The organism is Allomuricauda ruestringensis DSM 13258, from assembly GCF_000224085.1.
Lineage (GTDB): Bacteria > Bacteroidota > Bacteroidia > Flavobacteriales > Flavobacteriaceae > Flagellimonas > Flagellimonas ruestringensis.
In genome coordinates this window covers 3,687,888-3,711,706 of the sequence record NC_015945.1, presented here as the reverse complement: position 1 = coordinate 3,711,706, position 23,819 = coordinate 3,687,888, and the positions used below count along the sequence as shown (strand labels likewise).

Here is a 23,819-nt window from a genome sequence, read left to right as displayed (position 1 = left end):
TTTCCATTTTTTGTAGTACTGACCAATAAACCTATGCTAAGAGACCAGCTTTTCCTTGAAATCGTTAATGGTACCACCCTTCATCAATAATTCTATCTGCCGATCACTGAGACTATGCCGCAATATGACCTCTCGTATGTCATTCCTGTTCTTTACCACTACCCGTATGGGATTACGCTCGGCAACATCCCTTCTTAAATTTTTGAAACTTACCATTGCCCCCTGTTCCAAAATATCATAATCATCCGGATTCTCGAACTCTAAGGCCAGAATACCAAAATTTACAAGGTTCTGCCAAGCAATTCGGGCATAATCTTTTGCAATGACCGCTACTTGACCCAAATATTTAGGGGCGATTGCCGCATGTTCCCTGCTGCTTCCCTGGGCATAGTTCTCACCGGCCACAACAATGTGTCCCCCGTATTTTTCCTTGGCTTTTAAGGCCCTTTCATAAAAAGTGTCATCGATGACCGTATAGGAAAATTTACTGATTTCGGGAATATTGCTTCGAAAGGGAAGTACCTCGGCACCGGCCTTCATGATCTCATCCGTGGAAATGTTGTCACCCATTTTTAAAAGTATCGGAACTTCATATTCCGATTTTAGCTCCTCCATATGGGGAAGCGATTTGATATTGGGCCCTTTTTTGAGCTTTATCTCTGTTTTGTGCTTGGTGGGTGGCACCAACATATCTTTATTGATTATTTCCAATTCTGGGGGCTCGTATGTCGGGTAGGCCATACCATGTGTCTTTTCAAGGGTTCTAGGATCCGTAATTTTGCCCGTTAAGGCGGAAGCTGCGCCCGTTTCAGGACTGCACAGGTACACCTGATCGTCCTTGGTCCCCGAGCGGTCTGGAAAATTACGGGGCATGGTGCGCAAGCTTATGGAATCGCTTGCAGGAGCCTGTCCCATCCCAATGCAGCCCATGCACCCCGACTGGTGAAAGCGGCCCCCGGCCTTTATCAAATTAGCAAAGGCTCTGTTTTCGATCATATTTTGGATGATTTGCCGAGAGGTCGGGTTAATGTCGAACGATACTTCGGGATGTATGGTTTTGTCCTTTACAATCGCGCCTGCCATCCAAAAATCACGCAATCCGGGATTGGCCGAAGAACCGATTACCACCTGACTTATCTTTCTCCCCTCAACTTCTGACACGGGAACTACATTCCCGGGACTTGTGGGCAATGCAATCAAGGGAACAAGGGTGTCCAAAACAATTTCGTCCTCTAGGTCGTAGGTGCAATCTTTGTCCGCCAAAATTTCCGTCCAGTCCTTTTCTCGGTCTTGCGATTTTAAAAACCGTCTCGTTTCCCCATCACTCGGAAAAACCGTGGTGGTTGCCCCCATTTCCGCACTCATGTTGGCAATTACGTGACGGTCCATGGCGCTTAAATATTGTAATCCCTCACCATGGTATTCAATAATCTTTCCCACTCCACCCTTTACATCGTACCGGCGAAGCATTTCGAGGACAACGTCTTTGGCACTCACCCAATCGGGCAGTTTTCCTGTCAGCTTAACGCCCATGATCTTGGGCATCTTCACATAATAAGGCTGGCCTACAATAGCGGTAGCCACATCCAGTCCTCCCGTGCCTATGGCCAACATACCCAAAGATCCCGCAGCGCAACTATGGCTGTCCGAACCCACCAAGGTCTTTCCCGGAATGCCAAAACGTTCCATGTGTACCGGATGGCTTACCCCGTTGCCCGGTCTGCTGAACCACAGTCCGAATTTTTGGGCGGCGGAGTACAAAAAAAGATGGTCATCGGCATTTTTAAAATCGGTTTGCAAGAGGTTGTGATCCACATATTGTACGGCCACTTCGGTCTTTGCCCTATCGAGCCCCATGGCTTCCAACTCCAGTTGTACCAAGGTTCCGGTAGCATCTTGAAGAAGTGCCTGGTCAATGGTGATACCAATTTCAGTTCCAGGTTTCATTTCTCCTTGCACTAAATGGGATTGTATCAACTTTTGGGTGACGTTCAATGGTTTCATTGGATTGTTTTATGTTATACGAAATAGGTTTTAAACCCTGCTAATGGTAGATATTGTCGTGAGTTTCCTTTTTAAGATACAAATTTTATAGGGAAACACTATCCTGGAAACGCCGGACATAGTATACCACCTTGGCCGGATAAAAATGAGCCCCCACCAATACGACACAAAAATCTGAATTTCAAATCACTACAGTGAAGTATTGGATGGCTCAAATTTTCTGTTTTTGGTGGCCTCAACCATCTGGCTCATCCATTATAGCATAATTGATAGCCTTACCTTAAGAAGAATACCATTTCTGTAAAATCATATTTTGACTATCAATTATTCATAAATATTTTTTACGGAACACCTTGTGGCCTACGTACCCCTACGTAAATTTTGTACATGGGTGCGTATTTTAATTGATTTTATACGGGTATAACTTGCGGCGCGAAAGCATAAAGACTTTTTCACATGCCCAAATCATCACTTCAATCACGATCAGTTTCACTAATCTTATTTGTTTTATGTTCAACGAGTCTGTTTGGACAAACCGTAAATCGACCCCATACACAAGTAGGAGACTTGACCAATAGCGAATGGACTCCATTGCCCTACGAAGGGGGAGGTCATTCACGTACCCGGGCCACCATGGATGGTTATTTGCCAACATTGGAAGACGGGGTGGTAGCCGTGGAGTTCATTCTTAAAGGAGGCGATGGGGGACGTGCCACCTGGCAAGGTTTGGTGGCGCAGAAAATAGGACAGGGCGGGGAAGGTGGCACGGTTAGGTTTACCTTGCCCATCACCAGTGAAAATGCAGGAGACCGACTCCATTTTTTTATTGGATCTCGTGGGGAATCCGATGCTCATGATGTTGCCGCCAGCGGTGGCGGTGGCGGGGCTACTGCCATAACCCCTTACAACCAAGTTACAAATCCCATTGCAGTTGCTGCCGGCGGCGGTGGGGGAGCGGCCATTGAAGCTATGGTTTCCCATGGGTATGGAGGCGGGACTTCCAGAGATGGGAAAAATTCTTGTGGGCAGGCCGGTTCAAGAGTTCTAACATTTAATTATGGAGCAGGAGGTAGAGGAATAGTTGGTCGTGTTAATAGTATAGAAGAGGGTACTTATTATGTGTTTTCAGGAGGTGGAGGTAGTCGCGATAATGCTTTTGAGCCTGGTCTCCCTTTCGAAAGAGAAATTATGGGAAATCCGCCAAGTCAAGGAGGTGCAGGAGGATATCATCCACCTACTGATTTATATACTGGAGATTGTTCGGGAGGGTTATTTGATCCTAGATGTGTAAAAATAACAATTAGGGATGTCAATCGAGGTGGTGCGGGCTGGGCCGGTGGAGGTGCAGGGTCGATATTTTATCCACATCTTAACATAGAAACGGAGTGCTCAAATCAGGTTTTAGGAAAAGGAGCAGCAGGCGGTGGCGGTGGCGGTTACTTTGGTGGTGGTGGCGGTGATTTGGAACGTGGCGGCGGTGGCGGACAATCGTATGGCAACCTTAGTATGGTACAAGATCTAGTGGAGACAGAAGGAGGAACGACTAATGCTCCTGTTACTGGTTATATACAATACAGGGTCATTTATGATGAACAGCCCCCTGTGGCAGTATGTAACGATATTACAGTGTCCCTTGATCCGGAAAATCCCTTATTGGCCGATGGTACCGTTACCATAACGGCTGCCGATATTGATGCAGGATCTTATGATAATGCTTATGTCGCATCCATGTCCCTATCACAAACAACTTTTAGCTGTGATGACGTTGGTACTGTTCCAGTTACCTTAACGGTTCTTGATGCAAGGGGCAATGGGGCTATCTGTACGGCCAATGTGACCGTAGTGGATACTACCCCGCCCTATATGCTTTTGGAGACCAATTTTATTGAATTGGGGCATAATACCTCTATAGAGTTAAAACCGGAAGGTCCCTTCGATGTTTCTGAAAATTGTGGTAGCTATACCGCTGTGGCCAGTACGCGTACCGCAACCTGTGCCGATATAGGCACCAATGTTTTGGTGCCCATTGAGGTGACCGACCAATATGGGAATAAGGCTACCTATAATAAGGTGTACCAAATAAGCAAAAATACGCCTCCGGTAGTGAAAACGAAACCGGCTACCATTTATCTGGATGGTAATGGGGGCGCCATCCTAAGGCCAGAGGATATAGACGATAACAGTATAGATGCCAATGGCTGTTACACCACCTTTACCAGAACATTGAGCAAAACCAATTTTACCTGTGCCGATGCGGGAACGCATACGGTTACTTTAACGGTAAATGACGGCTACAACTCGGCTTCGGCCACAGCTACAGTCACCGTGGAAGACCCCTATGATCGCAGTTCGGGTATCATTTATGTGGATGAGAACGCGACGGGATCAAACAATGGAACCTCGTGGAACGATGCATATACCGATTTACAGGATGCACTTGCCCTGTCTGCGAATTGTGGGTTAACGGAAATATGGGTGGCCCAGGGCACCTACAAACCGGGAACATCCGAATATGATTCTTTTGTCATTCCCGAAGGGGTGACCCTTTTGGGAGGCTTTACCGGAAATGAAACTTCACCGGCCGAACGGAATTGGAAAGCGGCGCCGACCATCCTAAGTGGGGATCTCAATGGAAATGCGGTGGCAGATGCCGGGGACAGCCATACCATTGTGACAGTGACAACTCCTAATGTGACTTTGGATGGACTTATCATTGCGTATTCCTATGCGGATGATCCTACGGACAATAGTCAAGTGGCCATTGGCCGAACCGGGGGAGGGCTTTATATAAACCAAAATGCCAGCTTTCTTTTAAAGAATAGCATACTGCACGATAATATTGCCTTTAGTGATGGCATCAATGGTGTGGGAGGCGCGGTAATCAGTTTTACCGGTGATACCAAATTGATAAGTTGCTTGCTGTATGATAATGTTGCCTCCACTGCTGGAGGTGCTGTTTCATGTGAATCCGGTGAAGTTGAAATTATGAATTCTACGCTGGCCAATAATACGGCGAACATGGGAGGAGGTGTCCATTTAAGCGATGGGGCATTGTTGGTTGCGAACTCCATTCTTTCCAATAATACTGGTACCAATGGCCAAATCAACCTGGTTGGTGGATTCGGACGGATGTATAATTCATTGACTTTTAATGGAGTTGTTTCAGGCAGTGTGACGCAGGCCCGTAATTTGATTTCAGCCCCTGAGTTTGTGGATGCAGCCCAATATGATTTTAGGGTAAAAGCGACCAGTCCTGCCATAAATGCTGGGAACAATAATTTTGTGGTATCGTTAGGGGCACCCGAAGCGGCAGTCGATTTGGCTGGAAATAAGCGCATTTACGACTATGCCAATGGTGGTACTGTTGATATGGGCGCCTATGAGTTACAAGACAGGGCACCCGTGGCCATTTGCCAGGATATTATAGTAGCGCTAGATGCAAACGGTAGGGTGATTATAGGCGCTGAAGAAATAGATAACGGCTCTTATGATGAGGATAATGGAATAACGCTTACCCTCGATGTTACAGAATTTGATTGTTCAAACCTAGGAACGAATGAAGTAATACTAACCGTAACGGCCAATAATGGGGTAAGTGTCCAATGTACGGCAACTGTTACCGTGGAGGATACCTTGGCTCCAGTTCCTGATTTGACAAGTCTGCCAGATGTAAATGCAGAATGCGAGCTAAGCAATCTCACACCCCCAACGGCCACGGATAATTGCAGCGGTTTGGTAACGGCAACCCACGATGCTATTTTGCCGATAACATCCCAAGGTACTACGGTGGTCACATGGACCTACGAAGATGCAGCTGGAAATACCAGTACCCAAATACAGAACGTGATTATAGAGGATACCCATGCACCAGTTCCCAATCAAGTGAGCTTATCGGATATCACATCTGAATGTGAGGTAATCAGTCTAACGGCCCCAACGGCAACGGATAATTGCAACGGTTTGCTAACAGCAACCCATGATGCAACTTTGCCGATTACGGCCAAAGGTACCACGGTGGTAACGTGGACCTACGAAGATGCAGCCGGGAACACCAGTACGCAAACACAGTATGTGATCATTGCAGATACGGAGGCACCGGTTCCCGATCAGGCGAGTTTAAACGATGTTATTGATGAATGTGAGGTCAGCAGTCTAACGGCCCCAACGGCCACGGATAATTGCAACGGTTCGGTAACAGTTTCGCACGATGCTGTTTTGCCCATCACACAGCAGGGCACCACGGTGGTCACATGGACCTACGAAGATGTAGCCGGGAACACCAGTACGCAAACACAGCATGTAATCATTGCAGATACGGAGGCACCAGTTCCCGACCAGGCGAGTTTAGCGGATATTGCCGATGAATGTAAGATAAGCAGTCTAACGGCCCCAACGGCCACGGACAATTGCAGTAGTGCGGTAACAGTTTCGCACGACGCTGTTTTGCCCATCACACAGCAAGGAACCACGGTGGTCACATGGACCTACGAAGACGAAGCTGGGAACACCAGTACACAAACACAGCACGTGATCGTTGAGGATACCATGGCTCCTGAGTTGATTTCAGCATTGGATACGGATCTTACGGTGTATTGCAATCAAGTGCCAGAAATCCCAAATCTGGTTTTTGAGGATAATTGTGATATAGAGGTTCAAATTGAATATGGTCAAAATGAGACCATTTTAGGAGAAGGGTATCAAATTGAACGTTACTGGATAGCCTCCGATTCCAATGGAAACGAAAAGCGTGTTGAGCAACATATCACAGTACTTCCAACACAGATAAGTACCGATGAAAATATTTCGGTATGCATTACCAAAACCCATTTGGACCTCTACCAAAAAATTGAAGGTGAAGCAGGGAGTGGAACCTGGGAATCCCAAAACGAAAATATCAATTTAGATGGCTCGGTAATCAATCCATCAACCTTGTCGATGGGTACGTACACCTTTACCTATACCGAACAGGTAGGAATGTGTGCCAATCAGGTGGTTGTTGAAGTAAGCGTGGAAGAAGGTTGTAATCCGGACAGAGAAGCTAGGATAGAGGTTTCCAAGGTACTTACACCGAACGAAGATGGACACAACGATTATTTTATTGTCGATGGTCCCGATACTCATGGAAATAACATCTCACTGATGGTTTTTGATCGTTGGGGGCAGCAAGTATATCAGTCGGATGATTATCAAAACGATTGGGGTGCCACACAGGGCAATACCCAAGGAAAATTGTTTTCAGGAACCTATTTCTACGTGATACAGGTGTTGGACTCCAAGAAGGAACCCATTAGGGGTAGTATCTATATAGGTACAAAATAAAAGATTAAGATGAAGAAGTTTATATTATTGATGGTCGTTGTGGTTGTGTGCCATCACCATGCCATAGCCCAACAGGCACCACAGTTCACACAATACTTGTACAACCCCGTTAGTATCAACCCTGCATTTGCAGGAAGTACAAAAGGCTTTTCGGCCATTTTGATGCACCGTTCACAATGGAGTGGTTTCGAGGGAGCACCATCCACACAAATGTTTTCGGCACATACCCCTTTGCGCAATGAAAAGGTAGGGCTGGGGCTTTCGCTTGTGAGCGATGCTTTGGGCGAAGAAAAGTTTGATTACCTCTATGGCGATTTCTCTTATACGCTGCAAGTAGGTAGGACTACTCGCCTAGCTTTTGGAATCAAGGCAGGCTTTACCCATTATTCCTTGAGTCCGGAACTATTGAACAGACCTGATGTGCAATCGGATCCCTATTTTAATTATTATTCGGACAGTTGGTCGCCAAACGTGGGGGTGGGAAGTTTTTTATATGGAAAACGCTGGTATGTGGCAGTATCCGTACCTCAAATGTTCAATGTGGATTATATAGTGGACACCGACACATCCTTCAGGGTTTCGGACAGACCCAATTTATATGTTACGGCAGGATACGATTTTCCACTTGCCAATTCCATCACATTGAAGCCAAGGTCCATGGTGATTTTGACGGATGCTGCACCGGTTTCCATCGATGCCGGGGCCAATGTCAGTTTTCATGACCGATTTATGATAGGGGCCAACTATCGTTTTAATAGTTATGATGCCGTTGGTGGCTTGGGAAGCTTTATGATAGGGAAAAAGTTGATGTTGGGGTATGCTTACGAAGTCCCGGTATCGGGAATCCGCCCTTATACTGGTGGTACGCATGAATTTTTTTTGAGATATGATTTTATTTCAAATATAAATTAAGCCCATGATGCATCCGATGGGTATACTGGATGAGTGCGTCAAAACCATCAGGATAAGCAGCAAAAGATATTTGAGTTTACGCTCATAAAAGTTTATGTATTAGTGGTATTTTTATGCTTGTGTATAAATTCCCCATACCCATACTGATCATAGTTTTTTGTTTGGTTTCCGAAATATGTAGTTCCCAAACAAGGGAAGACCGTGATAATGTGTCGGTCATTTTGGATTCAATGGCAACATTTGAAACAAAAGTGAATCATTTACGGGAATTACTTGATGATGGACGGTTGAACAACGATGGGATTGCCAATATTTTTCTTCAGTATCGAGATTCATCATTGGTACAAGAACAATGGAATGAAGCCTTGTTGTTCACAAATGCATTAGGGGGCTATTATATTTACGAATCCATTAACCATACCAAGGCATTCGGGATATTGGAGAACTATCAGCCTTATGTCCAACATAGCAGTGATGAAAAGCAAATATCATTGTTTTACATTACTTATGCCGAGGCGGCAACATTTATGCAATATTATAAAAGATCCTTGGACATATTGGATGAGGGAATCCAGTTCATGGAAAAGCAAAAGGATTCCTCCTTATATGAATTCGGTTACGCTTATTTAAAAGCTGGTGAAAATAGTGACAAGGTGAACAAGATTTCCCAGAGTGTGGGCTATTTTGAAAAGGCCAAGAAAATATTTGCCCATCAAAAGGATACATTGATGTATTTGTGGGCGCAGAATGGTTTGGCACAGCTCTACGGTAAAAATGGATTATATGATAGGGCAGAGAAAGCCCGTCAAGAGGTATTTGAAAGAGGAACGGCCATAAAAGAGTATCAAGTGGTTACCATGGCACGTTTGGCTGCCTGTAATGAGGCCAACCGTAAAAATGACATGGCCGAAGAGCTTCATCAAATACGATTGGCACTTAAAGAGCGGAGCCATAAATCAGATATACAGGGCATAGTGAATATATTGACCCTTTCCTATGCCGTTTCCACTTATGCCAGGAACGGGATACGGGATACTTCGGACTTATATAAACGGGAGCTTGTTTCCAAGATAGGTCCTCATATTAACAATCCTTTTTTAGAAACATACTATCATTTGGCCATGAGTTGGAATGCATTGGCCAACAACCAACTTACTCAAGCAGAAAGGTACGCCCAAAAAGCCCATGAAGGTGTAAAGGGAACTTTGGAAGCCCAAAATATTATGCGCTCTGAGTTGTTGTTGTCCAATATCTATGAGAAAATGAACAATTTGCCACAATCCCTGCGGCACTTTAAAAATTATGTAAGGATGAAAGACTCTGTCAACAATGTAACCGCTAGGAGGAGATTCGCTTTTATTCAAGCCGAACTTGAAGCGGAAAAGAAGGATATGGAGATTGCACGTCAAAAGCAGGATATTAAAATTCTCGATGCACAAAATAAGGAAAAGACCTATTGGATGATCTTTGGTGGTGTGATGCTTGTTGGGGGATCTGGTTTTTTATGGTTGTACAGAAATCGGCGGTTTGCCAAAAAGGAGCAAGAACTTACCGAAAAATATTCACAAGATTTGTTATGGCAACAGGAAAGGGAGAAGGAATATATCGCAAGAGAATTGCACGACGGCGTTGGGCAACAACTGACCTTGATGTCAAAAAAAGCAAGGGATACCAGACAAAAAGAACTGTTGAAACTGTCCCAAGATACCTTGGAAGAAGTCAGAATGGTAGCAAAAGGGCTTCTTCCCCCTGCATTGGCAAACTTGGGAATAACCGGAGCCATACAGCAGCTAATCTATACTTTTGATGAGAAGTACAATATTATTTTTACCTTGGAAATGGATGCGATAGACGATTGCTTTGAAAAACAGCAAAATGTTAATTTTTACAGATTTGTACAAGAGGCCATGACCAATTTGGTAAAACATTCACAAGCGACCGAAGTATTGATTGAGATTATTAAGAAGACAGATTGTGTCAAATTACTGATTACGGACAATGGAATAGGTTTTGACTATAATGAAGAACATAAGGGTCAAGGCCTAGGTCTCAAAACCATGGAAAAAAGAATCCAGATGATGTGTGGTAATGTTCAAATCCGGACCACAAAGAATAGAGGAACATCTATTAATGCCCATATCCCCATTACAAATGCATAATGCACATACCATATTGGTGGCCGATGACCATCCTTTGTTGTTGAAAGGATTGGTTGATGAGCTTGAATCCAAAGGATATAATGTGATTGCTCAGTCAACCAATGGCTTAGAGGCCTTGGAACAACTATTGGACCTAAGACCCGATATTGCTATTTTGGATATTCAAATGCCCATGCTTTCTGGAATAGAAGTGATAACAAAGGCAACGGATGCAGGCTGTACTACCCGTTTTATCCTACTTACTTCCCATAAGGAGGAAGGGCTTGTTTATAGGGCCAAACAACTGGGAATCAGTGGTTATTTGCTTAAAGAAGAACCTTTTTTGGAAATGGAAAGGTGTATCCTAAAGGTGAGCGCAGGGGAAACGTACTTTAGCAAGACCTTTGAACAAATGGTGGAAACAACCATTAATCCACAGCTAAAAAAACTAAAACTACTGTCTTCTTCAGAACGCACTATTCTTCGAATGGTGGCGCAGTCAAAGACGTCCAAGGAAATTGCCGAGGAATTGTTGATATCTTTGCGGACCGTTCAGAAGCATAGAAGCAATATCATCCAAAAATTGGAATTGGGTGGCGGAGACCAATGGGCTTCCTGGATTTCCAAGTATAAGGATTTAATATTGTCACTATAATCATAAGCCAGAAATACGTACCCCTACGTAAAAATCGTACTGGTGTACGTATTTTTATTGAAGGTATGGTAAGTTATCTTGTGTTTGAAAACATTGATTTTACTATATGTTCAGCCCCCGACCTCCATTCTCTTTTATTGAGCCTTGTTTGTACATTTTATGCTCGTTGGGTCCAAACCATATCGAGCATTTGCTTTTGTCCAAGAAAAAAGATGGTTTTCAATGTGCCTTAAATGATGATGTGTCTGGGCAGGGAGTTCAGCCCATAATGGGTTTAATTGCATGTACAGGACTATTTTCCAAAATGGATTCTGAAATGGATAAACACGTGGTGACGTGCTGGAACATAAATTATTTAAAAATTTTTAACCCTATTTCAACTTATGGTCGTCTTAGTAGTGTTATGAGAGGAAACAAACATAATGGTATACTAAAGTTACCTAGCATCGTAAATATTTACATAATTGTTAAGTCGTTTAGTTAGTTTGAAATAGGGCAGTCTTGGATTGCCCTATTTTTTGTGGCATAAACGGCGGAGTTTAATAGTGTACAGTATAAATAACCCCTTAAAACTGAAAGCCAATAAAACATACCGCCTAACTACCAAAGAATACAAGGTTCTTTTTGATACCCACCACGTTTCACTTTGTTTGTTTTGCAATCGTTATTTGAACGATATCGAGATGGCAAGGGATGTCGTACAGGAGATTTTCATAAAAGTTTGGAACCAAAAAACGGTTTTTAAAAGCCAGAATACTGTTAAATCCTATTTGTATACAGCAGTAAAGAATAGAGCGTTGGATGTGCTGAAAAGCAAAAGGTATAAATCGAAATGCGACTTATCTGTCGAGGCCATTCAAAGTATGGAAACCGATTCTTTTTTTTCAACTGAGCTCGTATTGCAAGAAACGGCACGATTGGTGGACCATGCTGTGGATACCTTGCCATTGAGATGTAAGAAAATCATAAAACTAAGTTTATTGGGCTATAAAAATGGTGAAATCGCCAATGAATTGGAGATAACCTTGAACACTGTAAAGGCCCAGAAAAAAATAGCCTATCGTAAGCTCCGTTTCCAACTTCGGGAACACATTGCCTTAGTGGCCCACATCTTTTTGCCATAAAAAAGAAAAATGTTTAACCCCATTTGCATGTAACATCGTCTTTAAACTAAAGAAAGCAACAATTACTACCATATGTTAAGGGATTTCGGCAAACTAATCGAACTGGCTAAAAAACTGGCTAGAACAATCCTACTTCGAGAAAGGATTGATGAGGTGGATACCTCAGAGGAGCTGAATCAAGACGAGCGGGATTATATCATGCAAAAATTGGCAGAACCCAGTCATTGGCTTGAGAGAAGTCGTTTGAAAAAGGAGGTGGATGAAACGCACGCAAGGGAATGGGAAAGGTTAAGAGCAAATACAGTTGCGGATTCAAAGCTTAGATATTTAAAAATAATGGTCAAAGTTGCCGCTATTTTTATCGGTATTGCTGTCTGTACCTACTTTTTTTCAAGTGGAAATTTTACGGAGGAGGGGACTGGTGCATTGCCCGAACAAGAATCGATTACTCTGGAACTTGAAAATGGTGCTGTTGAAAAACTGTCAAAATCCGATAATCGACTGTTTAAGAACAGCAAAGGAAACGTCGTGGGGATGCAAAAATTCGATCAACTTGATTATACCCAAGCAGAAGAAAGATCCAGCAGTTCCGATAGTGATAAGAAGCCAATGGGGTATCATAAACTAACTGTGCCTTATGGTAAAACGTTTCAACTTGTCTTGTCCGATGGAACCCGGGTGCATTTAAATGCAGGGACTTCCTTGAAATACCCTGTGCGGTTTATCAAAGACAAGAACAGGGAGGTTTTTATGGAGGGTGAGGCTTTTTTTGATGTCCAAAAAAATAAGGAACAACCATTTATAGTGAATTCGGGCAGCCTAGGCGTCCAAGTACTGGGGACCCAATTTGTGATTTCTTCCTACCCTGAGGATGCATTTATAAATACGGTTTTGCTTGAGGGCTCCGTTGGGCTATATAAAAACAAAGGTTCTCAGAAAAAAGACAAGGAAAGGTATACCATGTTGGAGCCCGGGTTCATGGGGGCATGGAACAAAGAGGAGGAAAATATCGCTGTCACAGAAGTGGATACGGATATCTATACCGCATGGACTAAGGGAAGGATGGTGTTCAGTCACATGAAATTTGAGGACATCATCAAGAAATTGGCGCGATGCTACAATGTGTCAATCACAAACAACAACGTAGAGCTTGGAGAAGAAACCTTCACGGCGACCTTTGATATCAAAATTGAATCAATGGAAGATATACTGGAGTCGTTCAAAAGAAATTACGGCTTTGACTATGATATTGAAAACGACAAAATCAATATTTATTAACCAAAAAAATCTGCCAATGAAATGAACTTTTGAATATAAATAACCATCACTCTAGAAGAAAAAAATCGGAAAATGCTGACACATTCCCCGATTGGATAAAAGAGTGATTTAAACCAAATGTTAAATCATCTTAATACAGAACAAAGATATGAAAATCCTTTCGATGTTAAGGGGCATGCCCCCCTTATACTTGAAGTTAGACCTTAAAATGAAATTGACAGTCTACCTTTTTATCATTTCCCTTTTTCAGGTTCAGGCAAGTTCTTATGCCCAGAATACCAAAATCACTTTGCATTTAGAGAATGTCAGTGTAGAAAAAGTGTTGAGAGAAATCGAGTCCAATACACAGTTCAAGTTTTTGTACAACGATAACGAAATTGAATATGCCAAGAAAGTCTCGATCAGTGTAAAAAACAAACGCATTTCCAAAATCTTGGAAGAACTGTTTTCGAAAACCCCCATAACCTATGAGGTTTTCAAAAAACAGATCATACTGAAGCGTGCATTGGCAAAGACGAATGAATCCAAAACAGAAAAAAATACGGGAACCAATTACCAGCAAATGGTGTCAGGGTCTGTCAAGGACATTGACGGAAACCCACTGCCAGGGGTCAATGTTTTGGTGGATGGAACAACCAATGGTACGCAGACTGACTTTGACGGTAATTATTCGATAGAAGCGGATGAAGGGGACGTACTTGTGTTTTCCTATATGGGGATGATCACTCAGCGTGTTGAAGTTACCAACGATGTCATTGATGTGACCATGGAGGAAAATACCAGTAAGCTGGATGAGGTTGTTGTTGTTGGATATGGTGTACAGAAGAAGGAAAACTTGACGGGCGCCGTTGGTGAGACCTCTAGCGTAGTACTTGAAAACAGGGCAGTTCAAAATGCGGGCCAAGCTTTGCAGGGAACTGTTGCCAACCTTAGTGTAACCACGAATCCCGGTTCACCGGGAAGAATCGGTCAGGGCTCCACTTTTCAAATTAGGGGACTTGGCGATATCAATGGAGGAGCGGCACCGCTGGTCCTTATAGATGGTGTGCAGGGGGATTTGAACCTTCTCAATCCTGTTGATATAGAGAGCATTTCGGTGTTGAAAGATGCAGCATCAGCTGCAATCTATGGGGCCCGAGCAACTTTTGGGGTCATTTTGGTAACCACAAAAAAAGGTTCCAGAAAGCAAACCACGGTAAGTATTAACAGTTCGGTGTCGAACAACGCACAAACTGTTTTTCCAAAAACAGTAAATTCCCTGCTTTATGCAGAAACAGTGAATGCAGCTGCGGCCAACTCGGGAATGAACCCGATTTTTGGTCCAGACCAGATGGATAGAATACGACAATACCTTTCCGATCCAGGGAGTATTCCGACCACGGTTCCCGAGCCCGGAGATCCTTCGCGTTGGAGTTATGGACTGGGTAACGCAAATGTGGATTATTTTGATGCGTACTACAGTGATTCCATGGTAAGCCAGAAACACGACTTTGCGGTAAGTGGAGGAGGAGACAATACAGATTATCGTATCTCTTTGGGCTACCTGGACCAAGATGGGATTTATGAGATAGGACAGGATAACTACAAACGGTACAATCTTTTGGCCAATATTAATACGGATTTGAACGAGAAACTCAAGTTTAGCTTTCAAACCCTGTACAATAGAGGTTTTACCAACGAACCTTATGATTATTCGGCACAGACAGGTGACCTTTTTCATATTACCTATACGAGACAGCCACACTGGCCACTGTACGATCCTAATGGATATCCTTTGTGGACCTCGGAAATCCAATATTTTGAAGGATCAAGACGTAAGATTAGGGAGGATGAATTAAAATTGATGGGAACCATGGTATTTGAGCCCATAAAAGATTGGAAAACCACTGCACGGTACTCGTACTCCAAATTAATGACAGAAGTCAACGCCCATCAGGCTGTTTTACAGGCGCATGATACGAATGGGAATCCATACGATATTCAGTCCGTCAATTCTGTGAGCAAAACAAATGCATCGAGGGATTATGAAAGTTTAGAGTTGTTCTCTTCTTATGATAAAACCATTGGCGGACACTATTTTAACGTGCTACTCGGAGGCCAGAGAGAAGATTATACCCGCAATGCAATATCGGGTTATGTTCCCAATTTGGTGACCGACGCCATACCGTCCTTGAATACGGGAACAGGTATTAGGCAAACATCCGATTCAATTGATGAGTGGGTCAATATTGGTTTTTTCGGCCGGGTAAACTACAATTACAAAGGCAAATATTTGTTTGAGGCGAATGCTAGGTATGATGGAACGTCAAAATTTCCTGTGGGAAATCAATGGGGATTTTTTCCATCGGTATCCGCAGGTTGGAACATTGCCAAGGAAAACTTTTTCAAGGTTGAGGAAATCAACTCCCTTAAGCTAAGGGCCTCCTATGGAGAACTCGGGAATCAGCAAATTTCAAATTACCTCTTTTATGCACAAGTCCCCATTCGTACCAATCTGGGGTATATAATTGATGGTGAGCGGCCCAATTATATTTCTGCGCCAGGGTTGGTCAGTAATAATTTAACCTGGGCAACAGCTAACACCTTGGATTTTGGTTTGGATGTAACGATGTTGAAGAATCGTTTGAGTCTGAGTTTTGATTGGTTTGAAAGAAAGACTTTGGATATGGTTGGTCCAGCAGAAGCTTTGCCCTCCATTTTAGGAGTGGGTGTCCCGGTAACCAACAATGCAGATATGGTGACCAAAGGATTTGAATTGACCTTGGGTTGGAACGATGTCATTAACGAAGAGTTCCATTACTCACTACAATTCAATTTATCGGATAACTTTTCCAAGATTACCAAATACAACAGTACAACCAACAATATTTGGGGCTATTACCCAGGCAAGGAAATTGGTGAAATATGGGGGTACACCACCGCGGGAATTATCCAAAGTGATGAACAATTGAACAATATGGCTGACCAGACGACTTACATCTATGGCGGAAACTGGAACCTCGGAGATATTGAATATACCGATTTGAACGGAGATGGTGTAATCTCCCAAGGGGAAAATACCATCGAAGACCCAGGAGACTTAAGAAGGATAGGAAATACAACACCGCGTTATGCCTTTGGATTCACTACCAGATTCGATTGGAAAGGATTCGATTTCAATATGTTTTGGCAGGGGATTGCCAAAAGAGAAGTTTCGTTGGGCGACATTCCGTTTTATGGTCTTACGGGAAGTTGGACACAACAAGTGTTCGAAACAACACTGGACTATTGGACACCCGAAAATACGGATGCCTATTTTGCGAGACCGTATGCAACGGGCGAAATCAGGAAAAATCAACAACAGCAAACAAGGTTTTTGCAAGATGCTTCCTATATGCGGTTGAAAAACCTTCAGTTGGGCTACTCCATACCGAGTACTGTTTTGGATCCCTTAGGCTTTAGTAGGCTTAGAGTTTATGTTAGTGGAGAAAACCTACTGACCTTTTCGCCCATTGATGAGAACTTTGACCCGGAAAGACTTCACGGATATTATGGTCCGGGTAAATCATACCCATTGTTTAGAACAATTACCATGGGTGTAAACATTGAATTTTAAAATTGGATAAGATCATGAAAAAATATACACTAGTCACAATGATGGCCGTACTACTTGTTGCGATGCTATCATGCGAAGATGAATTGACCACTATTCCAAAGGACACTATTACCGATCAAGGTATTACATTCTCGGCCAATGAGATGGAAATGTACGCCAACCAGTTTTACACATCTTTGCCGGGAACCATGGCAGCATGGGCGTGGGAATCCGATGCTGCATCTGATAATAATGTTCCAGCTTCATTTACATCATATCCATTGGCATTTGGAACCCAGACTATTCCCGCTTCAGGTGGAGGTTGGAATTGGGGGAACATCCGCAATGTCAATTTTTTCTTGGACAATATTTCTGTCTCCGAAGCGCCGCAATCCGCTCAAGACAAGTATATGGGGGAAATACTATTTTTTAAGGCCTTCTTTTATTTTGATTTAATGAAAAGGTTTGGCGATTTGCCTTGGTTGTCAACTACATTGGATGTGGACTCTCCAGAACTGTTCGAAGGACGTTTGTCCAGATCGGTGGTTGCCGATTCCATACTTTCCGTATTAAATCGTTCCATTGAAAAGCTGCCTACAAAAACACAAACCCAAGAAGGACGTATCCACAGGGATGTTGCTCTTCTTTTTAAAGCCAGGGTGGCTCTTTACGAAGGTACTTGGGAGAAGTACCATGCAGGAACTCCCTTTGAAGGTGATGGTAGGGATGTGAACAGGTTTTTTGTCCAAGCAAGGGATGCCGCTGAAGAAGTCATGGAAGGTGGATATACGCTTTACAATGATTTTTCACATCCCGAAATCCCCAATGGCTTCAGTTACTGGAGATTGTTTTCAACACCAAGCTCAGAAATTTCAGGAATATCAGAAGTGCTGTTGGCAAGAGAGTACAGTGCCGATTTGGATTTGATCTATTGGGGTCAGCAAATTAGAACCTCCGGAGGGCCCAATGGACAAGGAATTTCAAAATCTTTGGTGGATGCTTACCTGTGCGATGATGGATTACCAATTAGTGTAAGCCCAGAGTATATGGGAGATGAAACATTGGAAGATGTGACGACCAATAGAGACCCTCGCTTGAAAATGACCGTATCGACCCCAGGGATGCCTATCAAGATATCCAATGGGGTAGTGGACAGGTATGAACTGCCCTTTCTAACCTTGAATCCATGGCCCAATACCACGGGGTATCAAATTTACAAGTGGCTCAGTCCATTTATAGCGACTGAAGATGCTTCTGGGAACAATACCTCCAATGCCGTTCCTTTGTTCAGATATGCAGAGGCATTGTTGATAGCTGCCGAGGCACATGAAGAACTGGGAACTTGTACCCAGGCAGTGTTGGATCGGACCATCAATTTATTAAGGGACAGAGCAGGTGTTCCCCATCTTAATGCAGTAGTTGGTTTTACCGATCCCAATTGGAATTTTCCCGAACTATCACCTTTGATGAATGAAATCAGAAGGGAAAGAAGAGTGGAACTGGCCTTCGAAGGATTTAGAACAGATGATCTGTATCGTTGGGCGGCCACGGATTTGATTCGAGCGCCCAGACTTGGATCTAAATTGGAGCAATGGAGGGACCGACCCTTCGAGCCCGCCTATGATGTGGATGAAGTATCCCCTAGGGTAGAAAATGTTGATGGCTATATATCTCCTCTGCTACAAACCTTTGGCGAAGGGGAAGTAGGATTTGACCCTTCAAAAAACTACTTGGCACCTTTACCTGTAGACCAGCTCACATTAAACCCAAACCTAAAACAAAACCCAGGATACTAACCATAGCATTTTTATATGCAGTTTAGTTGCGGCCTTCCAATTTTTGCGGAAGGCCGCATACTAAATGATGGAGCATTTTGTGGTCATATCCGTCTTCACCGTTTACACTCCATGTCATCAAAACACAATCTCCTAAAATGAAATCATTTCAAAAAATACTAATGTTCCTAGGGCCTTTGGTCATTGTTTATATGCTAATGGTATGGTATTCGGCCCCTCAGAAAATACACGTGTACTCTGATGAGACCAATGATCTGTTCCAAGTAATCCAAAAGTTGGAACATTTGGAAGTGGTTCGTTACGATAGCCTAGATCAATTTATACGTGGAATTGGCAAGGGAGAACCATCACTTATTTTAACCGATACGTATCCAAATGAACGTCTAGAGGTTCCAAATCATATTTTCAATCTATTGAAAGAAAAGGAAAGTCGATTTTATGTCGAATTCATGGATAAACTTCCAGGGGTGGAGACCCAACCAAAAAATAAAGTATCAGAGTATGAACGTGCTGTCGTTAACTCTTCTTTTTTTGGGAATCTTCCCGATAGCCTTGATATTTTGTCCGTTAATGGACTGACCTACATTCCTACCCAAGTTTCCAATGCCCATATCGTTGCGGCTAGGGTTGCTGGTCTGGATAGTGCTATTTATGGAATTCCCAAAGAGAATAATCCTTTATTGTTCAGATTGAACGATTATGATGGATTGGTATCGACAACAGGGCTGAGCAATTTCATTAAAGGAAGATACGCCCCACAAGTTGAATGGCAGGGACTATGGAAGGGTATTCTTCAGTTTTTACTCGCAGATGAGACTGTAATTGAAAAATTGGAGTGGAAGCCCAAGATACAGACCACCTATGCTCGCAATGGGCAATTACCTCCGGATTATCAGAAAAAAAGTGTTGAGAAAGGGGTTGAATGGTTTCAAAATGCCAAAATGCTCGTGCCCACAGATTATAACGATATTCTTGGGAATGCCCCTAACAAGGAAATAAAGACCAAATTCATCAATTGGAATGATACCATTCCCAATGGAGATGGCACCAATGGCGTATTCGAATGTATTTTCTCCAGAATTGATGAAAAAGGAAATCAACCCATCGGGGTTGTCCTCAGGGGCGATTGTACGGGGGAGGTTGCCGGGGCATTTGCCGCATCGGGAAAGGTGCTTGGTAAGGATGACAACTACGAAATAGCCAATAACCTTTTGGAATTTTATCTGAAAGAATCATCTGCGCTGAAAGGGGAATACGATAATCCGAGCCATGGAGCTTATGGACTTGTGCCTTGGGGTATTTCCAGTTATGCATGGTACAAGGCCAATTATGGGGACGACAATGCCCGTTTGTTTCTGGGAGCCATCATCACCGCGGCGATTACCGAAAATACCAATCAGGATGATACATTGATGCGTATGCTACTCGCATTACACCGGACCACAGGTGTAAATGGTTTCAGAGGGGACAGGATTGATTTGCCCCAATTGCAGCAAAATGATTGGCAACACTATTATAATGGCAAAGTGGTCAATCTATCTCCGCATATGGAAGCCTATCTCTGGGCTTGCTTTCTTTGGGCCTATGACAAAACAGGAGACCCCATTTTTTTGGAAAGAACCAAAAAGGCGATAAAGACCACTATGGAAGGCTATCCCCATGAATGGAAATGGATGAACGGACTGGCGCAGGAAAAGGCCAGGATCCTGTTGCCGCTTGCGTGGTTGGTACGTGTTGAGAATACGGATGAAAATAGAAAAATGCTCTATACGGCCTTGGATGGATTACTGGAGCTTCAGGATGAGAGCGGAGCCATAAGAGAAGAGTTGGGAAGCATTGAAAAAGGAGTTTTTCCACCTTCTAAAAGTAATGCCGAATATGGTCTGCACGAAGCCTCTTTAATTGCAAAGAACGGAGACCCCGTCAGCGATTTGCTCTATACCACCAATTTTGCACTGGTAGGCCTGCACGAGGCTTGGTATACACTCAAGGACCCACGTATCAAGGAATCGGTTGACCAATTATCGGAATTTCTCTGTCGTATACAGGTCAAATCACCAGAACATCCGGAGCTTCATGGAGGATGGATGAGGGCCTTCGATTTTGAAAGGTTTGAACATTGGGGGTCCAATGCTGATGCCGGCTGGGGTGCATGGGCCATAGAAAGTGGATGGACACAAGGTTGGATTACGACCATACTGTCCCTGCGTGAGCTGGATACATCTATTTGGGACTTGACCAAGAATTCTGAAATCAACAACCATTACGATGCATTAAAGAAAGAAATGCTGCCAATCGAACATCAATAGATAAAGCAACCAAACAAAAGAAGAATGGGCTTGGAAAGCAAAAACGACATATCAGAAAGCTTGCATCAATTGAAAGAGGTCTATCGTGCGGCACTCTTTGATGACCTTGTACCGTGGTGGGAAACCCATTCCGTTGATAGAAAGAATGGAGGGTATTATACCCGTCTGGCACAAGATGGTTTACCCTATTCCGAAGACAAGGATATGTGGATGACCGGTAGACAGATATGGATGTTCAGTCATTTGTACAATAGGTTTGAAAAAAGGGAAGAATGGAAGGATATTGCTAAACATGGAATGGATTTTATGCTATCCAATGCATTTGGCGAAAATGGGAAAATGCATTTCAGATTGAACAGTGTCGGACAACCTATTTCTTCTATACTGAGTTTGTATACCGAGGTTTTTGGGGCAATTGCATTGGCCGAATATGCAGCTTTGAGCAAAAATGAAGGTTTAAAGGACCGTGCATTCAAGATGTACGATTTCTTGTTGTCGAGATTGGGACAACCATCGGATACACCCATGTTGGGCTATCCGCTCAACAGGGAATTCCATTTGCATTCCCATGATATGTGTCGGATTACCGTGGCTAAGGTATTCAAGGATATTTGGCCTTTAAAGCGATTTGATGAAGACATTACTTTATCCATCGAATCCATATTGAATAGACATTGGAAGTCGGATGAAGGGTATTTATTGGAAAATGTGGGAATGGACGGTTCTAAAATGTTGGATATTCCAGAAGGTCGACTCTTCCATCCGGGGCATGCCATTGAGAGTGCATGGATGATTATGGAAATTGGCATCGAACGGAATGAAAAAAACTGGATCAATGAAGCTGTAGCGATTATTTTGGCATCATTGGAACATGGGTGGGACAAAGAGTATGGGGGTATTCGTTACCTGACCAATATCGATTGGACCCCAACCCATGAACTGGAAGCGGACTTGAAGCTATGGTGGCCTCATGGAGAGGCATTGTATGCTTTGTTGCTGGCATGGCTTCATACGGGCAGGGAAGACATCAAAGCATGGTACCAAAAAGTACATCAATATACCTTTGCCCATTTCCCAGATAGGGAGCATGGCGAGTGGTATGGCTATTTAAATCGCGATGGAAGTCCAGTTTGGTCAACAAAAGCCAACGGATGGAAAGGCTTTTTCCATATCCCCAGGATACTCTTCAGGTGTCACGAATTATTGGAAAATACTATTAAGTCAACTGCGGAAAATGACTGATTTCAATAGTAAAGTAAAGGAAGCGCCAACAGGCAGTCCATTTTTAGTTGCACAGGTCTGCGTAGTGGCCTCCCTGGGAGGCGTGTTGTTTGGCTTTGACACTGCTGTAATTTCAGGGACCATAAGTATGGTCGAGGCCCAGTTTGAGTTGGATAAAATGGAAGTGGGGTGGTTTGGAAGCTCTGCGTTGATTGGAGCGATTATCGGCTCCATGATCGCTGGTTCACTTGGAGACAGGTATGGGCGTAAGTCCATACTAATTGTTTCCGCGGTACTTTTCTTTCTTTCTGCACTGGGGTCTGCTTTACCATCTTCATTCAGTTTGTTGATAGCTGCAAGGCTCGTTGGCGGTTTCGGAATTGGGATTGCTTCGGTCTTGGCACCATTGTACATTTCCGAGTTTTCTCCAGCTAATATACGTGGGCGTTTAGTGGCCTTGTACCAAATGTCAATAGTAATCGGCATATTATTGGCCTACTTCTCCAATTGGGGAGTGTTGAACTATGCCCAGGCCAATCCAGATGGTTTTGGAGGTTCTGGAATCTTCTACAGGATCATGGTATCGGAAGTCTGGAGGGCCATGTTCGGAACTGAAATGGTGCCCGCTCTCTTGTTTTTCCTATTATTATGGACAATTCCTGAAAGTCCGAGATGGTTGGTCAAGGAAGGAAATACCAATGTAGCCTTGAGAATTTTGGAGAGGATAAATGGAAAACCAAAGGCAAATACCGAATTGAAAAACATTCTGGCAGCCTTGTCCAAAAAAGGTGGCTCATTGAAAGAACTGGCCAAGCCCGGTTTCAAAAAAGCCTTGATCGCAGGATTGGGACTTTCGATATTTGGTCAGTTTACCGGCGTGAACATTATTGTTTATTATGGCCCCGACATACTTAGGGATGCAGGCCTGAACTTCGACGGAGCTTTGAAGTTTCAAGTGGCCATTGGACTTATCAACCTCGTTTTTACGGCCTTGGCCCTTTGGAAAATAGATAGTTGGGGACGTAGGCCATTGTTGATATGGGGCATGCTCTCCGTCTGTATATCTTTGATTGTAATAGGGGTGCTCTTTTCGATACCGTCGATTCCTAGTATTTGGATTGTGGTAATGTTATGTGTCTATATGGCAAGCTTGGCATTTTCCATCAATGCTGTCATATGGGTTTTGTTGGGTGAACTTTACCCAACCCGAATCAGGGGGCGTGCCATGTCCGTAGTAACTTTTGCCAATTGGGGAGCTAATTTTGGAACTGCGTTTTTGTTCCCTTGGTTTGTTTCGGTCATTGGAATGAATGCAGGGTTCTTTGTTTTTGCAGGGTTTTGTTTGATGGCAACGGTTTTCTTCCATAAAATGATACCCGAGACCAAAGGGAAAACCCTTGAGGAAATTGAAGAATACTGGAGAAATCAAGGATTACAGGAGGTCGAAACCATGGATTAAGGTTGGACGTTGATGAATTGAAATCAAAGT

At 43.4% G+C, this 23,819-nt stretch carries 12 protein-coding genes; 11 read left to right on the top strand and 1 reads right to left on the bottom strand.

The annotated features are described in order from the left end of the window. Window positions 1-36: 36 nt before the first annotated feature. Window positions 37-2,004 carry an aconitate hydratase gene (locus MURRU_RS16635; RefSeq protein WP_014034646.1) on the bottom strand — a complete coding sequence of 656 codons (1,968 nt, stop codon included), beginning with the start codon at window positions 2,002-2,004 and terminating at the stop codon, window positions 37-39. A gap of 567 nt (window positions 2,005-2,571) precedes the next feature. On the opposite strand from MURRU_RS16635, the gene MURRU_RS16630 reads away from it, so the two are divergent. From MURRU_RS16630 to MURRU_RS16575, 11 genes are all read left to right on the top strand, one after another. Further along, complete coding sequence (locus MURRU_RS16630; RefSeq protein WP_187289866.1) at window positions 2,572-7,323, top strand: HYR-like domain-containing protein; 4,752 nt, start codon at window positions 2,572-2,574, stop codon at window positions 7,321-7,323. A 9-nt stretch (window positions 7,324-7,332) separates the two neighbouring features. Further along, window positions 7,333-8,235 carry a PorP/SprF family type IX secretion system membrane protein gene (locus MURRU_RS16625; RefSeq protein ID WP_014034644.1) on the top strand — a complete coding sequence of 301 codons (903 nt, stop codon included), beginning with the start codon at window positions 7,333-7,335 and terminating at the stop codon, window positions 8,233-8,235. Between the two features lie 230 nt (window positions 8,236-8,465). Then, window positions 8,466-10,394 (top strand): tetratricopeptide repeat-containing sensor histidine kinase, encoded by a 1,929-nt coding sequence (locus MURRU_RS16620; protein WP_187289865.1) that lies wholly within the window; start codon window positions 8,466-8,468, stop codon window positions 10,392-10,394. After that, window positions 10,387-11,028 (top strand): response regulator transcription factor, encoded by a 642-nt coding sequence (locus MURRU_RS16615; RefSeq protein ID WP_014034642.1) that lies wholly within the window; start codon window positions 10,387-10,389, stop codon window positions 11,026-11,028. The genes MURRU_RS16620 and MURRU_RS16615 overlap by 8 nt, the downstream gene beginning before the upstream one ends. A gap of 545 nt (window positions 11,029-11,573) precedes the next feature. After that, window positions 11,574-12,152, top strand: coding sequence for an RNA polymerase sigma-70 factor (locus tag MURRU_RS16605; RefSeq protein ID WP_014034640.1), 579 nt, complete (start codon window positions 11,574-11,576; stop codon window positions 12,150-12,152). A gap of 72 nt (window positions 12,153-12,224) precedes the next feature. Continuing rightward, complete coding sequence (locus MURRU_RS16600; RefSeq protein WP_014034639.1) at window positions 12,225-13,430, top strand: FecR family protein; 1,206 nt, start codon at window positions 12,225-12,227, stop codon at window positions 13,428-13,430. A 208-nt stretch (window positions 13,431-13,638) separates the two neighbouring features. After that, window positions 13,639-17,025 (top strand): TonB-dependent receptor, encoded by a 3,387-nt coding sequence (locus tag MURRU_RS16595; protein WP_049789134.1) that lies wholly within the window; start codon window positions 13,639-13,641, stop codon window positions 17,023-17,025. Window positions 17,026-17,039: 14 nt separating this feature from the next. After that, on the top strand, window positions 17,040-18,800 hold the full coding sequence (locus MURRU_RS16590) for a RagB/SusD family nutrient uptake outer membrane protein (protein WP_014034637.1): 1,761 nt from the start codon (window positions 17,040-17,042) through the stop codon (window positions 18,798-18,800). A 137-nt stretch (window positions 18,801-18,937) separates the two neighbouring features. Further along, window positions 18,938-21,109, top strand: a complete 2,172-nt coding sequence (locus MURRU_RS16585; RefSeq protein WP_148261535.1) for a hypothetical protein — start codon at window positions 18,938-18,940, stop codon at window positions 21,107-21,109. A gap of 24 nt (window positions 21,110-21,133) precedes the next feature. Next, window positions 21,134-22,351 carry an AGE family epimerase/isomerase gene (locus MURRU_RS16580; protein WP_014034635.1) on the top strand — a complete coding sequence of 406 codons (1,218 nt, stop codon included), beginning with the start codon at window positions 21,134-21,136 and terminating at the stop codon, window positions 22,349-22,351. After that, the gene (locus MURRU_RS16575; RefSeq protein WP_014034634.1) at window positions 22,344-23,789 is read left to right on the top strand and encodes a sugar porter family MFS transporter; all 1,446 of its coding nucleotides are present in this window, start codon (window positions 22,344-22,346) and stop codon (window positions 23,787-23,789) included. Before MURRU_RS16580 ends, MURRU_RS16575 begins: the two co-directional genes overlap by 8 nt. The last annotated feature ends 30 nt before the right edge of the window (window positions 23,790-23,819 follow it).

What these genes read in the sequence shown, in the direction of transcription:
- MURRU_RS16635 (WP_014034646.1), bottom strand. Translation starts at nt 2,004, where the DNA reads ATGAAACCATTGAACGTCACCCAAAAGTTGATACAATCCCATTTAGTG.
- MURRU_RS16625 (WP_014034644.1), top strand. Translation starts at nt 7,333, where the DNA reads ATGAAGAAGTTTATATTATTGATGGTCGTTGTGGTTGTGTGCCATCAC.
- MURRU_RS16620 (WP_187289865.1), top strand. Translation starts at nt 8,466, where the DNA reads ATGGCAACATTTGAAACAAAAGTGAATCATTTACGGGAATTACTTGAT.
- MURRU_RS16615 (WP_014034642.1), top strand. Translation starts at nt 10,387, where the DNA reads ATGCATAATGCACATACCATATTGGTGGCCGATGACCATCCTTTGTTG.
- MURRU_RS16600 (WP_014034639.1), top strand. Translation starts at nt 12,225, where the DNA reads ATGTTAAGGGATTTCGGCAAACTAATCGAACTGGCTAAAAAACTGGCT.
- MURRU_RS16595 (WP_049789134.1), top strand. Translation starts at nt 13,639, where the DNA reads ATGAAATTGACAGTCTACCTTTTTATCATTTCCCTTTTTCAGGTTCAG.
- MURRU_RS16590 (WP_014034637.1), top strand. Translation starts at nt 17,040, where the DNA reads ATGAAAAAATATACACTAGTCACAATGATGGCCGTACTACTTGTTGCG.
- MURRU_RS16585 (WP_148261535.1), top strand. Translation starts at nt 18,938, where the DNA reads ATGAAATCATTTCAAAAAATACTAATGTTCCTAGGGCCTTTGGTCATT.
- MURRU_RS16580 (WP_014034635.1), top strand. Translation starts at nt 21,134, where the DNA reads ATGGGCTTGGAAAGCAAAAACGACATATCAGAAAGCTTGCATCAATTG.
- MURRU_RS16575 (WP_014034634.1), top strand. Translation starts at nt 22,344, where the DNA reads ATGACTGATTTCAATAGTAAAGTAAAGGAAGCGCCAACAGGCAGTCCA.